Genomic DNA, 17,686 nt, shown 5'->3' on the forward strand with positions numbered 1-17,686 from the left:
TTCCGCCGCCACGAAGTGTCCAAATATCTGGACATGCGACGCGTCCGCCCGCGGACATGATGAGTGACGCAGGCCACCTGCACCCCCTGATAGGAAGGCACCGACCACCGATGAGCACCACACCCGACCAGGCGACCGTCGAACTCGCGGAAAACTGGGTCAAAGCGCTGAAGAATATCGACCTGTTCCGCGAGATCAGCACCGAGGACTGCCAGGTGTGGCACAGCGCGGACGACAAGTGGGTCTCTGTGGCCGAGGCCGTCGCCGCCGTCTACGAGCGTTCCGGCGACGACGGCGTCCCCGATTTCCACGCCGAGGGAATCACCTACACTGAGGACGGCTTCTTCAACCGTGCCTCGACCGAGGTTCAGATCAACGGCCAGAAGATGAAACTGCACCTTGTCCAGATCGTGGAGGCGCGCGACGGTAAGGCGGTGCGGGTGCGCGAGTACATCGGCCCGGAGATGGGTGTCCAGCCGTAAAGGCCCAGTGTGCCAGCCGAAAGCGCGTCGACCGGAAAATTCGGTCGGCGCGCTTTCGGCGTGCGGCAACTGCGGCAGGGGCTTCGACCTACAAAGGCCACTGCATGTGTTTGATCTCGAAGAATTCGCGCAGGCCCTCCTCGCCGCCTTCACGGCCGATCCCGCTGTGGCCGGGGCCGCCCCAGGGGGCGTCGGCGCGCATCGCGCCGCCGCCGTTGATGGTGACCGTGCCCGAGCGAAGGCGGCGGCCGAAGGCGAGGGCGTCGGGCGTCGGTCCCCAGACATTGGCGTTCAGAGCGTATTTCGCATCGTTGGCCATGCGGACCGCGTCGTCGAGGTCGGTGTAGGGCAGCACCACGCCCACCGGTGCGAAAAGTTCCTCCTGGGCGATCTCGGACCCGCTGGGCACGTGGGTCACCAGCGTCGCCTCGAGGAAGAAACCCTCGTCCAGCCCCGGCGGGCGGCCGCCGCCGATGGGCACTCGCGCACCCGCGTCCCGTGCGCGGGTCAGGAACCCTTCGACCTTGTCGCGGTGCTCGCCGGTGATGAGCGGTCCGAGGATCGTGTCGGGGGCGAGCGGGTCGCCGACGGTGAGGCTCTGCAGGAAGGTCGCCGATCGTTCGACGTACTCCTCGAAGTCCTTCTGCGGCACCAGAGTTCGTGTGGTCGCGCCACAGGCCTGGCCACTGTTGCGGGTGAAGCGGAGTGCGGAGGCGGGCACCGCTCGCTCCAGGTCGGTTCCGGGCAGCACGATATTGGGCGACTTGCCGCCCAGCTCCAGCACTACTTTCTTCAACGTCGGCGCGGCGAGGGCCAGAATCTTGCTGCCCACCGCGGCGGAGCCGGTGAAGCTCACCATGTCGACCTCCGGCGCCTCGACCACCAGTGCCGTGGTTCCCGGCGGTCCGAAGACCAGATTCACCGCGCCGGAAGGAAATCCGGCCTCCTCGAACAATCGCACGATCGCCGAGGTCAGCAGAATCGCACGCGGGGAGGTCACAAGCACCGTCGAACAACCCGCCGCCAGGGCGGCGCCCAGCTTATAGGCGCACATCATGACCGGCACGTTGTAGGCGACGATGGCGGCCACCACTCCGGCGGGTTCGCGCACCAGCATGCTGCTGGAAATGATCGGATCGTGGTCCAGCGGAAGCGGCTGTTCGTATCCGTCGCGCGGCCCGCGCGCCGCGGCGTCGGCGAACCACCGGAAGAACTTCGCCGGTAGATCCACATGCAGCGTCGGTGCACTGCTGATCGGGGTGCCGATCTCGGTGGCGGCCAGTCGCACGATGGCCTCACGCCGTTCCAGGAGCAGATCCGTGAAACGGTGCAGCAGCTTGCCGCGGTCGGCCGGGCTCAGACGGCTCCACTGGCCGCCGTCGAAGGCGCGTCGCGCGGCGGACACCGCGGCGGCCACCTGGGCCGGGCCCGTCGAGGGGGTGAGCGCCAGTCGCTCGCCGGTACTGGGGTTGATCGAGGCTATCGGCTCACCGTCGCCGGCGATCCAGCGACCGTCGATATAGCTCGCGGCCTTACCGATCAGGGCAGTCATGAATTCGATCCTTTGCGAGAAACGTTCGAGGGCAGGGCAATTCGGCTATCCAGCCATATATCCACCGTCGACGACGAACTCGCCGCCAGTGGCGTACCCGGCGCGGTCGGACAACAGCCAGCAGGCCATCTCCGCGATGTCCTGCGGTTGCGCCAGGCGCGCCGAGGGGATGCGCGCCATGATCGCGTCGCCGCTGCGGCGCTTGGCGTCCTTCATCAGATCGGTGTCGGTGTAGCCCGGGCACACCGCGTTGATCCGGACGGTGGGCGCGTACTCGATCGCGGCGGTCTTCGTCAGGCCGATCACGCCGTGCTTGGCGGCCGAATATCCGGCGGTGGTCTTGAAGCCGGTCAGGCCCGCCAGCGAGGCGGTGTTCACGATCGCGCCGCCGCCCTGGGATTCCATCTGCCGCAACTCGGCGCGCAAGCACAGCCACACGCCCTTGAGGTTCACGGCGATGGCTCGATCGAAGGCCGTCTCGTCCCATTCACCGACGCGACGGCCGCCCTGCCCGATCTGTCCGCCGCTGACACCGGCGTTGTTGAAGGCGCCATCGAGGCGTCCGTAGTGCTCGACCGCCGCGGCGACCATCGCGTTCACCGACTCGCCGTCCGTGAGATCGGCCGGAAGGGCAAGGGCCTCAGCACTCTTCGCGCGAACCTGTTCGGTGATTTCTTCCAGGCCATTCTCGGACACGTCGGTCAGCGACAGCCGCGCCCCTTCCCGTGCGGCGAGCAGCGAAGCGGCCCGCCCGATCCCACCGGCCGCACCGGTGATGAGTATGACTTTCCCGTCGAGCAACAGTCCCGTCATGATCAGGTCCTTTCAATCGTTTTGCCGCGCACGATGTTTCGCGCGGACAGGCCGTGCCGATTCGCCGGGCGGTGCGTTCTCAGCCGACCCGTGAGGCGGGCCAGTCCCGGGCGGGGGACCGCCAAGCGGGCCAATGGTCTTCTGGCTCGGGGCGAGTCACCGATATTTGGTGCAAGCACTGCTGGCACTTCACGACCATGCGCGGGCCGAGGTAGTTGGCCACGGGGTAGCGGGCGAGGCTCGCCGCGCCACACTCCGGACATGTCCCGTCGACGGGAGTCCGCTCGACGTACACGCGCGGCGTGTCGGGACGGGGGAACAGGAGTCGATCGACTGCCATGGGATTGCCCTTCTCTCAGATGATCCAGGTGACGGGGTTGGCCACCGGCACCTGCCAGCGCCCCTGCTCACGTTCCGCGGCCAGACGCGCGCGCCGCGCCGTTGTGGCCGTCTCGTCCACCGCACCGTCGGTGATCACGACTCCGTATGCGTCGGAGGCGAATTGGACGCTCACCAACCCGGCCCGCGCATCGCTCGCGACGCGCTCGGTGTCGCGCACGAGCGGATCGCCCCAACCGCCTCCGCCGCCGATGACGAAGCGAATGGCGTCGCCCGCCCGCAACAGCAGGTTGGAGAACTTGCCGGAGGTGTAGCGCGCGCCGCGACCGAATTCGCCGCTGTTCGGATCGGGTCGGCCGTGCTCGTCGAACATGCCGAACAGTGGTTCGGCGCCACGCAGATCGAGCGGGTCGCCGTGGGTGGCCAGATCGAAGTTCGCGATGTACCAGCCGTAGGCCGAGGCGCCCGCGCCACCGCCTTTCGAACCGGGAGCGCCGCGGCGCAGCCGATCGGCGACGACGGTGACGAGCGTGTCGGATTCGGCGTAGATCGAGTAGACCGACCCCAGTCCGCCCCGGAACTGCCCCGCACCGGCGGTATCGATCACGATCTCGTGCTGCACGACCACCAGCGGGCTCTCGATCTCGACATGTTCCTGAACCGAGGTGCGGCAGTTGCCGATCGGGACGACGCAGAAGGAGACACCGTCCTGCTTCCAGGTTCCGCCCCAGCCGCCGCCCGCGAGACCGTATGCGCCCCAGGGCGTTCCCTCGTGCCCCGCCCGGCTGTCGATACCGCTGAAGCCCACGTAGAGCGCGGTGCCGGTATCGGGTGCGAAGGACTCCTCGACCGCCTGGCTCAGCGCCTGCGTCACCACATTGATGGCGCGCGGGCCGATGTCGGCGTGGCTCGAGCAGCTCGACGGCGGCAGGACCTGCACCACACTGCCCGCGGGCAGCAGGACGTCGATCGGCCGCAGGGTGCCGCTGTTGACCGGAGTCGACGGATCGACCATCAGCTTCACCGCCTCGATGCATCGTCCCGCCTCACACCAGGCGGTCCCGCAGTTACCCAGCGGCTGACGCCCCGAACCGGAGAAATCGATCTCCATGCGGTCACCGCGCACCTTCACGGTGACGTTCACCGGAATCGGCTCGTCGGTGACGCCGTCCTCGTCGAGGAAGTCCTCGGCGCTGTAGTCCCCATCGGGAATGCCCGCGATACCGCGCCGCATGCTCGCCTCGGTGGCGTCGATCGCGTATCGCCCGGCCGCGCGAACCTGCGCCAGCCCGCCGCGGGTGATCAGATCGCGCAGCTGGCGTTCGCCCACGACCAGGCAGCCGTGCAGGGCACGCAGGTCACCGAGTACGAGCTGGGGCACCCGGTTGTTCTCCAGCAGGAAGTTGAAGGTCGGGCGCACCGGCACATCGCCCGCGTAGAGCAACGTCGGCGGTAGCTTCAGCTGCTCCTCGAAATGGGTTTGCGCGCCGTTGGAGAACCCGCCCGGGATCGGGCCGCCGAGGTCGACGAGATGCGAGGTCGACTGCAAGAGGAATTCGACTCGGCCGTCGACGAATACGGGCCGGAACAGATTGACGTCGGCCTGATGCAGCGAGCCGCGCCAGGGATCATTGGTGAACACGACGTCCCCGGGCCGCATGGTGTCGATATCCCAGTCGTCCATCACGAAATTGGCGATGTGCGGGGCGACGAAGGCGTGCTGCATGCAACCCTCCCACAGCGCGGCGGCCTCCCAGCCCTCGTCGGTGCGCATGTGGATGACGACGGTGCAGTCCAGAATGTCGCGGCACACCGGCGAAAACGCGCTGCGCATCAGCGAATCCAGCATTTCGCGGGCGACCTCGGTGAGGCCGTACCGAAGGATGTCGAGCTCGACATCCACGGCGGGACCGGTGGTTTCGGGGGTGGTGATGGTCATGATCGTTCCTCAGCTCCGCGGCTCGATGATCAGATTCAGGTCGTCGTCGAGCGACGCGGTCCGCCCGGGCAGCACCAGCGTCGTCGCGTACTTCTCGGCGACGAGTGCGGGACCCCGCACCTTCTCGCCGCGGCCGAGACGCTCGCGGATGTGGATCGGAACCTCGATCGGCTCGGTGGCGCCCGGGACGGTGAGTGGCGTTGTGCGCAGGAATGATTCGCCTTCCCCAGGGACTGCCGCCGGCTTGCGGTGTTCGCGCGTGATGATCGCGGTGACCTCGACCGTGGACACCACGATCGGAATCTCGGTCGCGGCGAATCCGTACGACTCCCGGTAGAACTCGTGGAAGTCGGGGACGAGCGCGGCCGCGACCTCGGCGGTGAGCGTCCGCGCGGTGATGGGCATCCGGTTGTCCCAGGTCTGGCCGCGGTACATGGCGAAGACGGCGCGTTCGAAGCGAATGCGCTCGACGTCGGCGCCCTGGGCTTCGAGTTCGTCGCGAATGCGATCCTGGAGTGCGGTGAACGCGAGCTCGATCGTGCCGGCGTTCTGAGGCAGCAACGGCGTCATGATCGACTGTGCGCGGGTGACCATCAGATCGCTGCGCAGCAGCCCCAGGGCCGAGAACTGGCCAGGACTCGACGGAACGATGACCTTGTCGATGCCGAGAATCTGCCCGACCCGGTCGGCGAGCATCGGACCGGCCGACCCCGAGGGCTGCAACGCGAACTCGCGGATGTCCAGGCCGCGGTAGACCGATATCGCGCGGACCTTCGCCGCGATATCCTGACACGCGACTTCGTATGCGGCGCAGGCGAGTTCGACGGCCGACATACCCCACTGCGCGCCGGTCCGGGCGAGCGCGGCCACCGCGGCGTCGACATCGAGGCGGATGGCGCCGTTCGCGAACAGGTCCGGTTGCAGAATCCCGAGCGCGGCGCAGGCGTCGGTGAGCGTGGGTTCGGCGCCGCCGCGCCGATAACACACCGGTCCGGGATCGGACCCGGCCGATGCCGGTCCGACCGCGACGTTCCCCAGGGCGTTGGGCCGGATCAGGCTGCCCGCGCCGGAACCGATGCTTTCCACATCGACCAGCGGCATGGTCAGCGTGAGCCCGGTTTCCAGCGTCCAGGTGTCGGTGAGCGGTGTCTTGCCCTGGCGAATCGCGGCCACATCGGTGCTGGTGCCGCCCACGTCGATGGTCAGCAGATTCGGTGAACCGCCCTCGTTCGCCAGCTTCACACTGCCGCTCACACCGCCGACAGGTCCCGAGACAAGTTGGAACACAGGCGCTTTCCCTGCATCGGCGAACGTCGCGACACCGCCGTTCATCATCATGATCCACAGCGTGCCGCGGTAGTCGCGCTCGGCCAGGCGGTCCATCAGGCGGTTCAGGTAGCCGACGACAGTGGGCCCGACATACGCGTCCAAGGCCACGGTGGTGGTGCGCTCGTGCTCCTTGGCCACCGGATACAGCGCGGAGGTCTGGATGTAAGCGTGCGGCAGTTCCTCGGCGACGATGTCCGCGGCGCGGCGCTCGTGCTCGGGATTGGTGTAGGAATTCAGCAGGCATACGGCCACCGATTCGGCGCCCCGGCCGGCCAGTTCGCGTGCGGCCTCGCGGACGGCCTCCTCGTCCAGTGCCAGCAGTACCGAACCGTCGTAGCGCAACCGCTCGGCGACCCCGTAGCGGGATGCGCGTGCCACGATCGGGCGCTCCTGATGCGGGCGCACCCAGGTGGGGTCGTAGAAGCGGTCACCGAATTCGCGGTGCATGCGGCCGATGTCGAGCAGGTCCCTGTGCCCGCGGGTCGATATCAGGCCGGTCGGCGCGCCGGTGCGGCTGAGCAACGCGTTGATGCCCACGGTGTGCCCGTGCACGATTTCGGCGACATCGGGAATCTCGATGTCGATGGCCGAGATGCTCTCCAGCACACCGGCCTCCTGTTCCCGGGTGGACAGGACTTTCCCGTCGCGGATCTCCCCGGTGTTCCGATTCAGGCCGATGATGTCGGTGAAGGTGCCACCCACATCGATGCCGACGATCCAGTCGGCGGCTCGCTCGCTCCGCGTCATTGCTGCGCCTCCAGTGCCAGGTGCCGCGGCGGCGTGAACAGGTCACACGCACCGCTCTTGTGGTGCAGCTCACTGTTCCTCGAGGCAAAGCCCGCTACATCCGGCGCGGGTCGGGGATTCGTACGACCTTCGGCCGACTCGGTCGATCACGGGTCAGACCCGGGCGGCCGAACCCGGTGTGCCGGAACCGCGCAGCCAGATGGATACGGCCTCGGCACGGTTGGCCGCACCGAGCTTGCGCAGAATGCGCGTGATGTGGGTTTTCACCGTCGCCTCGGAGATGGTCAGCCGGCGGGCGATCCTGCCGTTCGAGTCTCCCTGCGACATCAGCCGGACGATCTGCACCTCGCGACGGGTCAGGACCGCATCGTCGACGTGGCTCGATGCGAGGGATCCGGTGCTCGCCGACGCGGGGGCGCGCCATCCGGCGAGCCCGTCGATCTGCGATCGTATCGACGAGATACCTTCCAGCACAGTGACTCTCGCCAGGTGCTGGCTCAGGCCGTCGGCGAAAGCCGACAGCACCATCCGATCGACCTCGGTGAGCACGCGCCGCTGGTGATAACAGTCGCCGTGCACCAGCCCCACCACCTCACCGTCGACCAGCAGCGGCGCGATCCCGTATGAGGACGATCGGGTGATCTGGGCGAGCGGGCGATTGACCCGGGGGTTGTCCTGGACTTCGGAGACGAGTACGGCGCGGGCGTCGACCACGGTGTCGTTCTCGACCAGGCCGCGATCCAGCACGGGCGGGTTCTCCCGGCCCACCGCGACGATCTCCTCGGCCCAGCGGGGCTCGCGGACGACGCACATCGTGTGCAGCCGCCACGTCCCGTCGACCGTGGACACCAGCGCGCGGTCGAATCCGAGACCGCACGCCGCTTCGGGGGCCCGGGCCAGTAGCGAATCCACGGATCGGGCATCGCTCACTCGCGCGAGCGCGCCGTGCACCTTGGACAAGGTGTGAGTTCGGTCGGTGAGCCGCAGCTGAGCCCGCATCGCCTCCGCCTCGCGGATCCGGCCGAGCAGCCCGATCAAGTCGGTGAGCCGGCTTGGCGCGGGGACGCCGCCGTCGGCTTCGCGCAGTGCCTCGAAGGTCACCAGATCCCAGAGGTCGCCCAGGGCCGGGACGTCGGGCGAACGGCCCGTGCGCGGCTGTGCGCGGAACGGTTCGCGATCGAGCAAGCGGCCGGCTTCGTCGGTGATCTCCCGCACCGCTGCCGCCAACTCGGCGGACTCCGACCGGATCGGTGAACTGCTCATATCCACACTCCCGTGATGCATCTCACTTAAAGCATAATATATCCAATATTTCACCGGGTGTGGTCGCCGTCTTCGTTTTCCGGATCAATACCGGCGGTTTGCGGATAGTGATGCACGTCTCACCTCCCATACCGTCGGTGCAACGGCGCACGAGCGCCGGTTACCGACTCGACAGTGGAGTTGAACGGATGAGCCAGGACCCGAACGACCAGGCGCCGCGTCTGGAGCGCGAACTCGTCGAGGGGGCGTGCCCCCGGTGCGGCGGGGAGTTGCGGCGGTATCCCGTCAACTCGGAGGGAGGCTGGTTCGACGTGGTCAAGTGCCAGAACTGCCTGCATTCCGTCAGTCGTGTGCGGGGACCGCGCCTGGGGCCCATTCAGCTTCTTTCCGACCAACTGTAGTGAAAAGGGATCAACGATGATCGCAGTCGATGTGGGCGGCACATTCACCGATGTGGTGGCATTGCGGGACGGGCGAATCCACACCGCGAAAGTCTCCACGGACTATTCCGATGTGACCCAACCGGTGCTGCAGGGTGCGGCGCTGCTCGGTGTCGAGAACTCCGCGGTGTTCAATCACGCCAGTACGCACGGTTTGAACGCGGTGATCACTCGCCGGCTGCCGAAGATCGGATTCCTCGCGACCGAGGGCCACCGCGACATCCTCGATATGGGCCGGGTGTGGCGACCGGCGGAGGCCATTCTCGATCCGCGCTGGCGGCGCAGCTTCGGTGACGCCGCCCGCCCACTGATCCCGCGCTACCTGCGCAGGGGGATCCACGAGCGCGTCACCGCCGACGGCGGTGTGCTCTTCGAGCTCGACGAGGCGCAGGCCCGCGCCGAGCTCGAGGTGTTGCGCGCATGTGGCGTCGCCGGTGTGGCGATCTGCCTGATCAACGCCTACGTCAACCCCGCGCACGAGTTGCGGCTGCGAGAGCTGGTTCGCGAGGTGCTCGGCGATGTGCCGTGCTCGGTGTCCAGCGAGGTGTCGCCGCTGGCCAAGGAATACGCCCGCGCCTCCACCACCGTGGTCGACGCGCTGATGAAATTGATCTACGCCGATTACACCGCGAAACTCGAAAAAGGCTTGGCCGACCTGGGTTTCACCGGACAATTGAATTTCGCCGATTGCGCGGCGACGCTGGTGCCCTCGCATCGGGCGATGGAGCATCCGTTCCGGATCGTATTCTCCGGCCCGGCCGCCGGTACCGTCGCCAGTGCGCATTTCGGTGCGCTGATCGGTGAATCGCGGTTGCTGTGCGCGGATGTGGGCGGCACCTCCTGCGATATCAGCGTGGTCACCAACGGTGAGCCGTATGTGAATACGACCTTCGAACTCGAACACGATCTGGTGGTCAACGCGCTGGCCAACGATGTCACCGCGATCGGCGCCGGCGGCGGCAGCCTGGTGAGCATCGGGCAGACCGGGGAGATCCAGGTCGGGCCGGGCAGTGCGGGGTCGACACCCGGTCCGGCCTGTTACGGCCGCGGTGGTGAGCAGCCGACCACGACCGACACCTGCCTGCTGATCGGCATCATCGACGGCGAAACCTTCGCCGGCGGTCAACTGAGCCTGGACCCCGCGCTGTCGCGTCGGGCGTTCGAACGGCTGGATTCGGAATTCACACTCGCGCAACGGGTTCGGTATGCCTACGAGATGGCGGTGCACAATATCGCCGAGGGCGTGTTCAACGTCGCGATCAAGAACGGCGTCGATCCCCGCGACTACAGCCTGGTCGCCTACGGCGCCGCCGGCCCGATGCTGTTGCCCGCGGCGATGGACGCCGTACATTGCAGACAGGTGATCGTGCCGCCGAATCCGGGACTGTTCTCGGCGCTGGGCCTGCTGTCGGCGGATCAGGTCTTCACTGTGAACCGCAGCGCCTACACGGTCCTCACCCCCGAGGTGGCGCCGCGGATCGACGCCCTGTTCGCGGAGATGGAAGCGCAGTTGCGCGAGCGGCTCGAACACGACGCGCAGGCGAGTTTCGAGCGCAGTTTCGACGGACATCTGGTCGGTCAGAGCTGGGACACCCCGTTCGTGCCGGTGCCGGGTGGCGTCATCGACGAGGCGGCCGTCGCGACCATGATCGGCTCGTTCCACGACACCTACCAGGAGCGTTCCCGCAACCGGTTCGACATGGTGCCGGTCGAGGGCGTCACCTTCCGGGTGCGCGCTGTCCTGGACACCCCGAAGGTGAACTATCCGGCGGTGCCCGAACGCGGTCCGGATGAACCGCTGACCCCGGTTCGCACCGTCACGCTGCGCTACCTCGGGGATCTCGACGCGGCCGATATCGAATCCGGGCAGCAGGCCGCTGTCTACCACCGCGACGCGCTGCGGGCCGGCGATGAGCTGGACGGCCCGATCATCGTCAACGAGGGGCTGTCCACCACGCACGTCGGCGCCGGTCAGCGCATGACCGTCGGCCGCTACGGCGAACTCGTCATCCGAAGGAAGTGAAGGCCGTGAGCGCCAGCAACCCCATCGACCACGCGGTGCGTATCCGCGAGGTGTCCGACGAGCAGTTCCATGCCGCCTACGGCTGTGATCGGTTCACCGCGTCGGTCATCGTCAACCGGCTGAAATACGCTGTGGGCCATATGTCCACCGCCTTCCTGCGGGAGGCGTTCTCACCGATCATCCGCGACTGGTACGACTTCGCGTGCACCATCAGCGGTCCGCCGGAACAGGATTACCGGATGGCGGTGGTCAGCAACAGCCTCACCCCGTTCCTGGGCACCATGCCCGACGCCGGGCGTAATGCGGTGGAGGAGTTCGGCCCGGAGAATCTCTCGCCGGGTGATGTACTGATCTGCAACGATCCCTATCGCGGCGGCACACACGTCAACGATGTGCTGTTCACCCGGCCCGTATTCGTGGACGGCAAGATCGTGTCGTTCGTGAATATGCGTGCCCACCAACTGGATATGGGTGGCACGGTGCCCGGCGGCTTCTCCGCGACGAAGATGAACGTCTTCGAGAACGGCCTGGTCATTCCGCCGATGCTGCTGTGGTCCAGGGACGAACCGGTGCGCTCGACCTTCAGCCTGATCTTCGACAACACCCGCTGGGGCGCGATGTTGCTGCCGGACTTCAAGAGTATGCATCAGCAGTTGCGGCTGGGGGAGCGGCTGATCCTGGAGAACATCGAAAGATACGGTCTGGCAGCGTATCTCGGCACCCTCACCTATGCCTGTGATACTTCCGCCGAACAGATGCGCGAGGCGATCGCGGGCATCCCGGACGGTGACTACACCGGCCAGGCGAGCGTGGACGCGGACGGCCTGGACGACACCGTCGACTACACCGTGCACGTCACCCTGCGCAAACGCGGATCGCTGATCGAGGCCGATCTGTCCGGGACGTCGGCGCAGGCCCGCACCTGCATCAATTGCGGTGTGCTGGACGCGAAAACGGCGCTCGGGGTGGCCTTGACGATGCTGCTGGATCCCGAGATTCCGTTCACCTCGGGCACCTGGCGCACGATCGATCTGGTCGCGCCGCCCGGCACCTTCCTCACCGCGATGCCGCCCGAGGGCGCGCCCATGATGTTCTGGGAGTCCTCCGGTGCGCTGATCGCGGCGATCTTCGACGCGCTCAACCCGGTGCTGGGCGCCGAAGGCGTCGGCGGCGACTACGGCTCCACCAACACCCACAACGCCAACGGGCTGCGCCCCGACGGCACACCGTGGACCAGCGCCACCCAGTGCGGCGGCGAACACGGCCCGTGGGGTGCGACGAAGGAGGCCGACGGTGACAGCTACACGGTGCTGTTCAACCTCAACAACCTGGACCCGGCCACCGAGACCATCGAACACGATTCGCCGGTCGTGATGTTGCGCAAGGAACACGCGATCGACACCGGGGGAGCGGGCGAACACCGCGGTGGCGCGGCCAATCTCAAGGACACGCTGTGGCTCACCGACGCCGACCACTACCTGTCGCCGTTCCGCACCAAGGAACCCAGCGGTGTCGGCGCCAACGGCGGGCAGGCGGGACCGACCGGTGCCATCTGGATCTTCCCGCCGCAGAACGGAACCGGCGGCCCGGCCGATCTGATCGGCACCGCGGCCGAGGTCTACGCGGACAGCACCCCGGTCGCCGGCGTGCTCGATCCACGGACCAAGGCCCTGGACCCGGACAACGGCAGCTACCACTATTTCGCGAGTGAGAAGACGTGGAAGACGAAGGCCGGATCGGTGCTGCGCTGCCTGACCAACGGTGGCGGCGGCTGGGGCAGGCCGTTCGAGCGTGACCCGGACAAGGTGCTGTGCGATGTGCGCGACGAGTACGTCAGCATCGCCGGCGCGGCCCGCGACTACGCAGTGGTCGTCCTCGGCGATCCGCACAACGACCCCGAAGGTCTGCGCATCGACGAACAAGCCACCGCGGTACTGCGCGCATCTCGCTGAGATAGGCGCACTTCCGCACCCGCACAAGACAATCCAGAATCAACGAGGAGGTATCCGATGGCTTCCGCAGCCGTGCCGAACCCCGGCGACCGCAGCCTGTTCTTCGCGTGGAGTACCTACACCACCGACTACGACACCTACGCCGAGTGGTACGACGAAGAGCACATCCCGCAGGTGATGGCCGCACCCGGAATGCTGGGCGCGCAACGCTTCCTGATCGCCGACACCACACCGCTGCCGGGTGTGGACTCGGTGGACTTCGGTCATCTGGCCCTCTACGAGATGGGGGGGTCCGCGCAGGGCTTCCGCGAGGAGGTCAAGCGCAAACTGATCTCCCAGGAGATGGTGCTGCCCGACTACATGGTGCAGCCGTTCAAGGCGTTGTTCGCGAAATCGGTGAGCAAACCGCAACTGTCGGAGCAGTTCACTGTCACCGACAGTCTGGACGACCGGCATCTGTTCTTCGCCTGGAGTCGGCACACCGGCGACGACGACACGTTCGCGAATTGGTATGACGAGGTGCACATTCCGCAGATCATGTCCGCGCCCGGAGTGATACGGGCCGAACGATTCGAGGTGTCGGAGGTCAAGCCGCTGCCCGGTGTGGAAGCGGTGGATCTGGGTCATCTCGCGATCTACGAGACGGCCGGGGACCTCGAGGGTTTCCGGGCCGAGGTGAAGCGCCGGCTGATCTCCGGGGAGATGGAGATCCCGGACTTCATGATCAACCCGTTCTCGACCATGTTCCTGAAGCCGGCCAGCCCGTTCTTCATCGCGAACGGTTCGTGAGGGTTGCCGGTGAGTGCTGTCGAAGTCGCGGGAGTTACCGTCCCGCACAGTGATTCGGTATTCGTGGGCGGCGAGTGGGTCGCCGCCGACGGGCCGCTGTACGAAGTCGTCTCGCCCGCTACCGAGCAGGTGATCGCCGAGGTCGTCCTGCCCTCACAGGTCCAGGCCCGGGCGGCGGTGCAGGCCGCCGACGACGGACGCGAATGGGGTCGGGTGCCGGTGGAAACCCGCGTCGAGATCTGCGGCCGCTTCTGCGCGGCGCTGGAGGCACGGTTCGGCGAACTGGGCACCGTCTGGGCGGCCGAGGCCGGAATGCCGGTCCGCTACAGCGCCACCCTGCACAAATTCGGCGCGGCGGGCGCGTGGTCGGCCGCGCTGGAATGCGCCGCGCGGGCTCTGCGCGACGATTCCCGTAAATCTATGCTCGGCGAGGTCGTCGTGCGGCGCGAACCGGCCGGTGTGGTGGCGGCGATCATGGCCTACAACGGTCCGCTGGTCACCATGGGCACCAAGGTGATTCCGGCGCTGCTCGCCGGGTGCCCGGTGATCGTGAAGGCCGCCGTCGAATCGCAGCTGATCATGCGGCTCGTCGCGGAATGCGCTCGGGCCGCGGGCTTTCCGCCGGGCGCGCTGAGCATCCTGTGCGGCGACGTCACGATCGGCCGGATGCTGACCGCCGACGCGCGTGTCGACATGGTGTCGCTGACCGGCGGACGCGTTGCGGCACAACAGATCATCGAGGCGACCCGGTCCCGGTTCGCCCGCACCCATCTGGAACTCGGGGGCAAATCCCCGGCGCTCATCCTCGACGACGCGCCGCTGGATCGGGTCCTGAAATCGCTCGTACCGGGAGCGACCGGCGGCACCGGACAGGTCTGCGCGGCGCTGTCACGGGTGCTGATCTCCGAGCGGCGTCACGACGAGTTGATCGAGAAGATGCGTTCGGCGTGGGCGGCGCTGCGGATCGGCGATCCGCTCAACGAGGAAACCCGGATCGGCCCGCTGGTGAATCGGGCCGCGCTGCGGCGCACCGAGGGATTCGTGGAACGCGCGATCGGCGCAGGCGGCCGCGTGGTGGCCGGCGGTCGGCGGCCACCACACACCGACACCGGGTGGTACTACGAACCGACGCTGATCACCGGCCTCGCGCCGGACGCAGATCTGGTGCGAGGCGAGGTGTTCGGCCCGGTGACGGTCGTGCAGACCTACCGCGACCTGGACGAGGGCGTCCGGCTGGCCAACGACACCAGTTTCGGCCTGGCCGCCTCGGTCTACACCACCGATCGCGAGGCCGCTCTCGCCACGGCCGCCCGCATCCGGTCGGGGTCGGTGGCGATCAACACGTTCGGCCCCGCGGTCAGCGCACCGTTCGGCGGGGTGAAGGGCTCCGGATGGGGACGGGAATCGGGCCCGGAGGGAATCCAGGAATTCACCGAGCTCAAGCAGATCGTGCTCGGACCGGGCGTCTGAGCATGCACGGCGAACAGATGACGCCAGTACGGCGGGCCCGTCACGGACGGGCCCGGAGGAAGGACGGTGTGTCGTGAATTTCTCTCGCGTTCTCGACTCGGTGGTCGATCAGATTCCGGCCGGCGGGCGCGATCGGGTCGCGGTCGCGTTCGACGGCCGCGAACGAATCACCTACGAACAGCTGCGTGACACATCGCTGCGTTACGCCCGCGCCCTGGCGGAGCTGGGGCTCGGCAAGGGCGATCGGCTCGGGCTGATGCTGTACAACGACGCCGAATATCTTCCGCTGTGTTTCGCCGCGGCGCGGCTGGGCCTGATCGCGGTGCGACTCAACTTCCGCCTCGCTCCGGCCGAATTGCGGTTCATCCTGAACGACTCGGGGTGTAAGGCGCTCATCATCCACAGCAGCCTGCTCGCCAAGGCCGAGCCGGTGCGCGCGCAACTCGAGATCGAGACCTTCATCGTGCGTATCGATTCCGAACATGCGACGCCGGAATGGGCGCAACCCTTCGAGATACTCGAGGGTGGCGAGCCGCTCGCAGAGACACCCGAAGTCGTTGCGGCGGACCCAATGTCGCTGCTCTACACCTCGGGCACCACGGGACTGCCCAAGGGTGCGATCTGGACCCACGCCAACACCCTCGCCGCGGCCACCATGCAATCGCTGCGCTGGCGCTTCTCCCCGCGGACCGTCGCCCTCGTACCCGGCCCGCTCTATCACGCGGGCGGATTCGAGGCGGTCACCGCGCCTGCGCTGCTGATGCACGGCACGGTCGTCACCCTGGCCTCGGGCAATTTCACCGTCGATCATCTGCTCGAGGTGATCGACAGGGAGCAGGTGACCGACTGCCTGCTGTTCTCGTTCATGCTCGGGGATATGCTGCGCCTGGACGATATCGAGCATCGGCTCCCGAAATCGGTGCGGCACTTCATCATCGGCGGTGACACCATGATGCCGTGGATGGTCGCCGAGGTCCGGCGGCGGTTGCCCGGAATCCGGCTGACCCAGGTGTTCGGGCTCACCGAGGGCGGCGCCATCGCCACCACCCTCGACGACGAGGACTTCGATTCCCAGCCCGACAGCATCGGCCGTCCCCTTCCGCTGGCCGAGGCCAAGGTATGGACGGGGGAAGGCGACATCTCCACCGGTGGCGCCGCGGTCGGGGAGGTCGGCGAGATCATCGTGCGCAGCGGCGCGGTCAGTGCCGCCTATTGGCACCGCCCGGAGGCGGACCGGGACACCTTCATCGACGGCTGGTGTCGCACAGGTGATCTGGGATATGTGAACGCCGACGGCTTCCTCGTCCTGGCCGGGCGGGCCAAGGATATGATCCGCAGCGGTGGGGAGAACGTGTATCCCGCCGAGATCGAGAGTGTGCTCACCGCACATCCGCGCATCGTGGACGCCGCGGTGGTCGGGGTACCGGATCCGAAGTACGCCGAAGTCGGCTGCGCGGTGCTGGTGACCGAGGCGGGCGTCCATCTCGATGAGGACGCGCTGCGGGCCTACTGCCGCGAGCGGCTGGCCTCCTACAAGATCCCGAAGTACTTCATCGAACGAGATGAACTCCCGCGCAATGCCTCGGGAAAGATCCTGAAATACGAACTGCGCGCACAGTACGAAACTGTCGGCGCGAGAGTCGAATCCGCTGACCCGGCCCCCGCCGTACAGGGCAGCGACAACAGTGAGGTGGTCCGATGAGCGGCGCACGCGGTAAACCCGAATTCGCACTCGTCACCGGCGCGGCCGGTGGGGTCGGCTCGGCGGTGGTCCGCCGGCTTGTCGACGACGGAGCGAAGGTCGCGGTGACGGATATCGATGCCGACCGGCTCGCGGCGCTCGCCGAGCGGACCGGCGCGCTGGCCCTGCCCGCCGATGGCGCCGACCCCGCTGCGATCCACGACGTGGTCGCTCGCGCGGCGACCGACCTGGGCGGCATCGACACCGTCATCGCCGCGCAAGGCGCCGCGATCTCCGGCACCGCGAACCCGAAACACGCTGCGGCATACCAGAAAGCGCTCGACGTCAACGTGCACGGCTCGTATTATCTGGCCGGGGAGGTGATGCCGCATCTGATGGCGCGGCGGGGTTCGCTGGTGCTGTTCGCCTCGACCGCCGGACTGATCGCGGGCCCACCCGGAACCGTCGGCTACACCGCGGCGAAGGCGGCGCTGATCGGCATAACTCGTTGGCTGGCCAGGGAATACGGTCCGAAGGGTGTGCGGGTCAACGCGGTCTGCCCCGGCTGGATCCGCACCAAGCTCGGTGAGGGCGCGATGGCCTATCTGGCGCGGCGCGAGGGCATCACCCTCGATGAGGCGTATGACCTGACCACCAAACATGTTCCGCTGCGTCGCGCGGCCGAACCGGAGGAGATCGCGGCGGTCTGCGCCTTCCTGGCCTCCGGTGACGCGTCGATCGTCACCGGGCACGTGCTCGTGGCCGATGGGGGAGGCGCCGCGGTCGACGCCTCGACCATCGTCTTCGACGAAGGCTGATCGCCACCGGTCGCGCACGCCACTGAGCCAGGTCCGTCACGTCGTTGTC

The 17,686-nt window shown here is 67.4% G+C and carries 13 protein-coding genes; 8 read left to right on the plus strand and 5 right to left on the minus strand.

Going from position 1 to position 17,686, the window contains the following annotated elements:
- Positions 1–110 precede the first annotated feature (110 nt).
- Positions 111–482, plus strand: coding sequence for a nuclear transport factor 2-like protein (locus JZ791_RS07830; protein ID WP_216893518.1), 372 nt, complete (start codon positions 111–113; stop codon positions 480–482).
- A gap of 88 nt (positions 483–570) precedes the next feature.
- Here the strand turns inward: JZ791_RS07830 and JZ791_RS07835 are convergent, their stop codons facing one another.
- The 5 genes from JZ791_RS07835 to JZ791_RS07855 form a co-directional block, all read right to left on the minus strand.
- The gene (locus tag JZ791_RS07835) at positions 571–2,034 is read right to left on the minus strand and encodes an aldehyde dehydrogenase family protein (protein ID WP_216893519.1); all 1,464 of its coding nucleotides are present in this window, start codon (positions 2,032–2,034) and stop codon (positions 571–573) included.
- 45 nt (positions 2,035–2,079) lie between these two features.
- Entirely contained in the window at positions 2,080–2,847 is a 768-nt protein-coding gene (locus JZ791_RS07840; protein WP_216893520.1) for an SDR family NAD(P)-dependent oxidoreductase, read from the minus strand.
- A gap of 355 nt (positions 2,848–3,202) precedes the next feature.
- A complete protein-coding gene (locus tag JZ791_RS07845) occupies positions 3,203–5,125 on the minus strand; it encodes a hydantoinase B/oxoprolinase family protein (protein ID WP_216893521.1) in 1,923 nt (640 codons plus the stop codon).
- Positions 5,126–5,134: 9 nt separating this feature from the next.
- Positions 5,135–7,201, minus strand: coding sequence for a hydantoinase/oxoprolinase family protein (locus JZ791_RS07850; RefSeq protein WP_216893522.1), 2,067 nt, complete (start codon positions 7,199–7,201; stop codon positions 5,135–5,137).
- Between the two features lie 153 nt (positions 7,202–7,354).
- On the minus strand, positions 7,355–8,464 hold the full coding sequence (locus JZ791_RS07855) for a LuxR C-terminal-related transcriptional regulator (protein WP_216893523.1): 1,110 nt from the start codon (positions 8,462–8,464) through the stop codon (positions 7,355–7,357).
- A 188-nt stretch (positions 8,465–8,652) separates the two neighbouring features.
- Between JZ791_RS07855 and JZ791_RS07860 the strand changes: the two genes are divergently transcribed.
- The 7 genes from JZ791_RS07860 to JZ791_RS07890 all read left to right on the plus strand — a co-directional run bounded on the left by JZ791_RS07860 (position 8,653) and on the right by JZ791_RS07890 (position 17,637).
- The gene (locus tag JZ791_RS07860) at positions 8,653–8,865 is read left to right on the plus strand and encodes a hypothetical protein (RefSeq protein ID WP_216893524.1); all 213 of its coding nucleotides are present in this window, start codon (positions 8,653–8,655) and stop codon (positions 8,863–8,865) included.
- A gap of 16 nt (positions 8,866–8,881) precedes the next feature.
- Positions 8,882–10,927 carry a hydantoinase/oxoprolinase family protein gene (locus tag JZ791_RS07865; RefSeq protein ID WP_216893525.1) on the plus strand — a complete coding sequence of 682 codons (2,046 nt, stop codon included), beginning with the start codon at positions 8,882–8,884 and terminating at the stop codon, positions 10,925–10,927.
- A gap of 5 nt (positions 10,928–10,932) precedes the next feature.
- Positions 10,933–12,879: a hydantoinase B/oxoprolinase family protein gene (locus JZ791_RS07870; RefSeq protein WP_308162830.1), complete on the plus strand. Its 1,947-nt coding sequence runs from the start codon at positions 10,933–10,935 to the stop codon at positions 12,877–12,879.
- 57 nt (positions 12,880–12,936) lie between these two features.
- Positions 12,937–13,668, plus strand: a complete 732-nt coding sequence (locus tag JZ791_RS07875; RefSeq protein WP_216893527.1) for a hypothetical protein — start codon at positions 12,937–12,939, stop codon at positions 13,666–13,668.
- A gap of 9 nt (positions 13,669–13,677) precedes the next feature.
- A complete protein-coding gene (locus JZ791_RS07880) occupies positions 13,678–15,138 on the plus strand; it encodes an aldehyde dehydrogenase family protein (RefSeq protein WP_216893528.1) in 1,461 nt (486 codons plus the stop codon).
- 73 nt (positions 15,139–15,211) lie between these two features.
- Complete coding sequence (locus tag JZ791_RS07885; protein ID WP_216893529.1) at positions 15,212–16,840, plus strand: class I adenylate-forming enzyme family protein; 1,629 nt, start codon at positions 15,212–15,214, stop codon at positions 16,838–16,840.
- On the plus strand, positions 16,837–17,637 hold the full coding sequence (locus JZ791_RS07890) for an SDR family NAD(P)-dependent oxidoreductase (RefSeq protein ID WP_216893530.1): 801 nt from the start codon (positions 16,837–16,839) through the stop codon (positions 17,635–17,637). The genes JZ791_RS07885 and JZ791_RS07890 overlap by 4 nt, the downstream gene beginning before the upstream one ends.
- Positions 17,638–17,686: the final 49 nt, after the last annotated feature.

This window comes from Nocardia alni, assembly GCF_019038435.1.
GTDB lineage: Bacteria > Actinomycetota > Actinomycetes > Mycobacteriales > Mycobacteriaceae > Nocardia > Nocardia alni.

What these genes read in the sequence shown, in the direction of transcription:
- JZ791_RS07830 (WP_216893518.1), top strand. Translation starts at nt 111, where the DNA reads ATGAGCACCACACCCGACCAGGCGACCGTCGAACTCGCGGAAAACTGG.
- JZ791_RS07835 (WP_216893519.1), bottom strand. Translation starts at nt 2,034, where the DNA reads ATGACTGCCCTGATCGGTAAGGCCGCGAGCTATATCGACGGTCGCTGG.
- JZ791_RS07840 (WP_216893520.1), bottom strand. Translation starts at nt 2,847, where the DNA reads ATGACGGGACTGTTGCTCGACGGGAAAGTCATACTCATCACCGGTGCG.
- JZ791_RS07845 (WP_216893521.1), bottom strand. Translation starts at nt 5,125, where the DNA reads ATGACCATCACCACCCCCGAAACCACCGGTCCCGCCGTGGATGTCGAG.
- JZ791_RS07850 (WP_216893522.1), bottom strand. Translation starts at nt 7,201, where the DNA reads ATGACGCGGAGCGAGCGAGCCGCCGACTGGATCGTCGGCATCGATGTG.
- JZ791_RS07855 (WP_216893523.1), bottom strand. Translation starts at nt 8,464, where the DNA reads ATGAGCAGTTCACCGATCCGGTCGGAGTCCGCCGAGTTGGCGGCAGCG.
- JZ791_RS07860 (WP_216893524.1), top strand. Translation starts at nt 8,653, where the DNA reads ATGAGCCAGGACCCGAACGACCAGGCGCCGCGTCTGGAGCGCGAACTC.
- JZ791_RS07865 (WP_216893525.1), top strand. Translation starts at nt 8,882, where the DNA reads ATGATCGCAGTCGATGTGGGCGGCACATTCACCGATGTGGTGGCATTG.
- JZ791_RS07875 (WP_216893527.1), top strand. Translation starts at nt 12,937, where the DNA reads ATGGCTTCCGCAGCCGTGCCGAACCCCGGCGACCGCAGCCTGTTCTTC.
- JZ791_RS07890 (WP_216893530.1), top strand. Translation starts at nt 16,837, where the DNA reads ATGAGCGGCGCACGCGGTAAACCCGAATTCGCACTCGTCACCGGCGCG.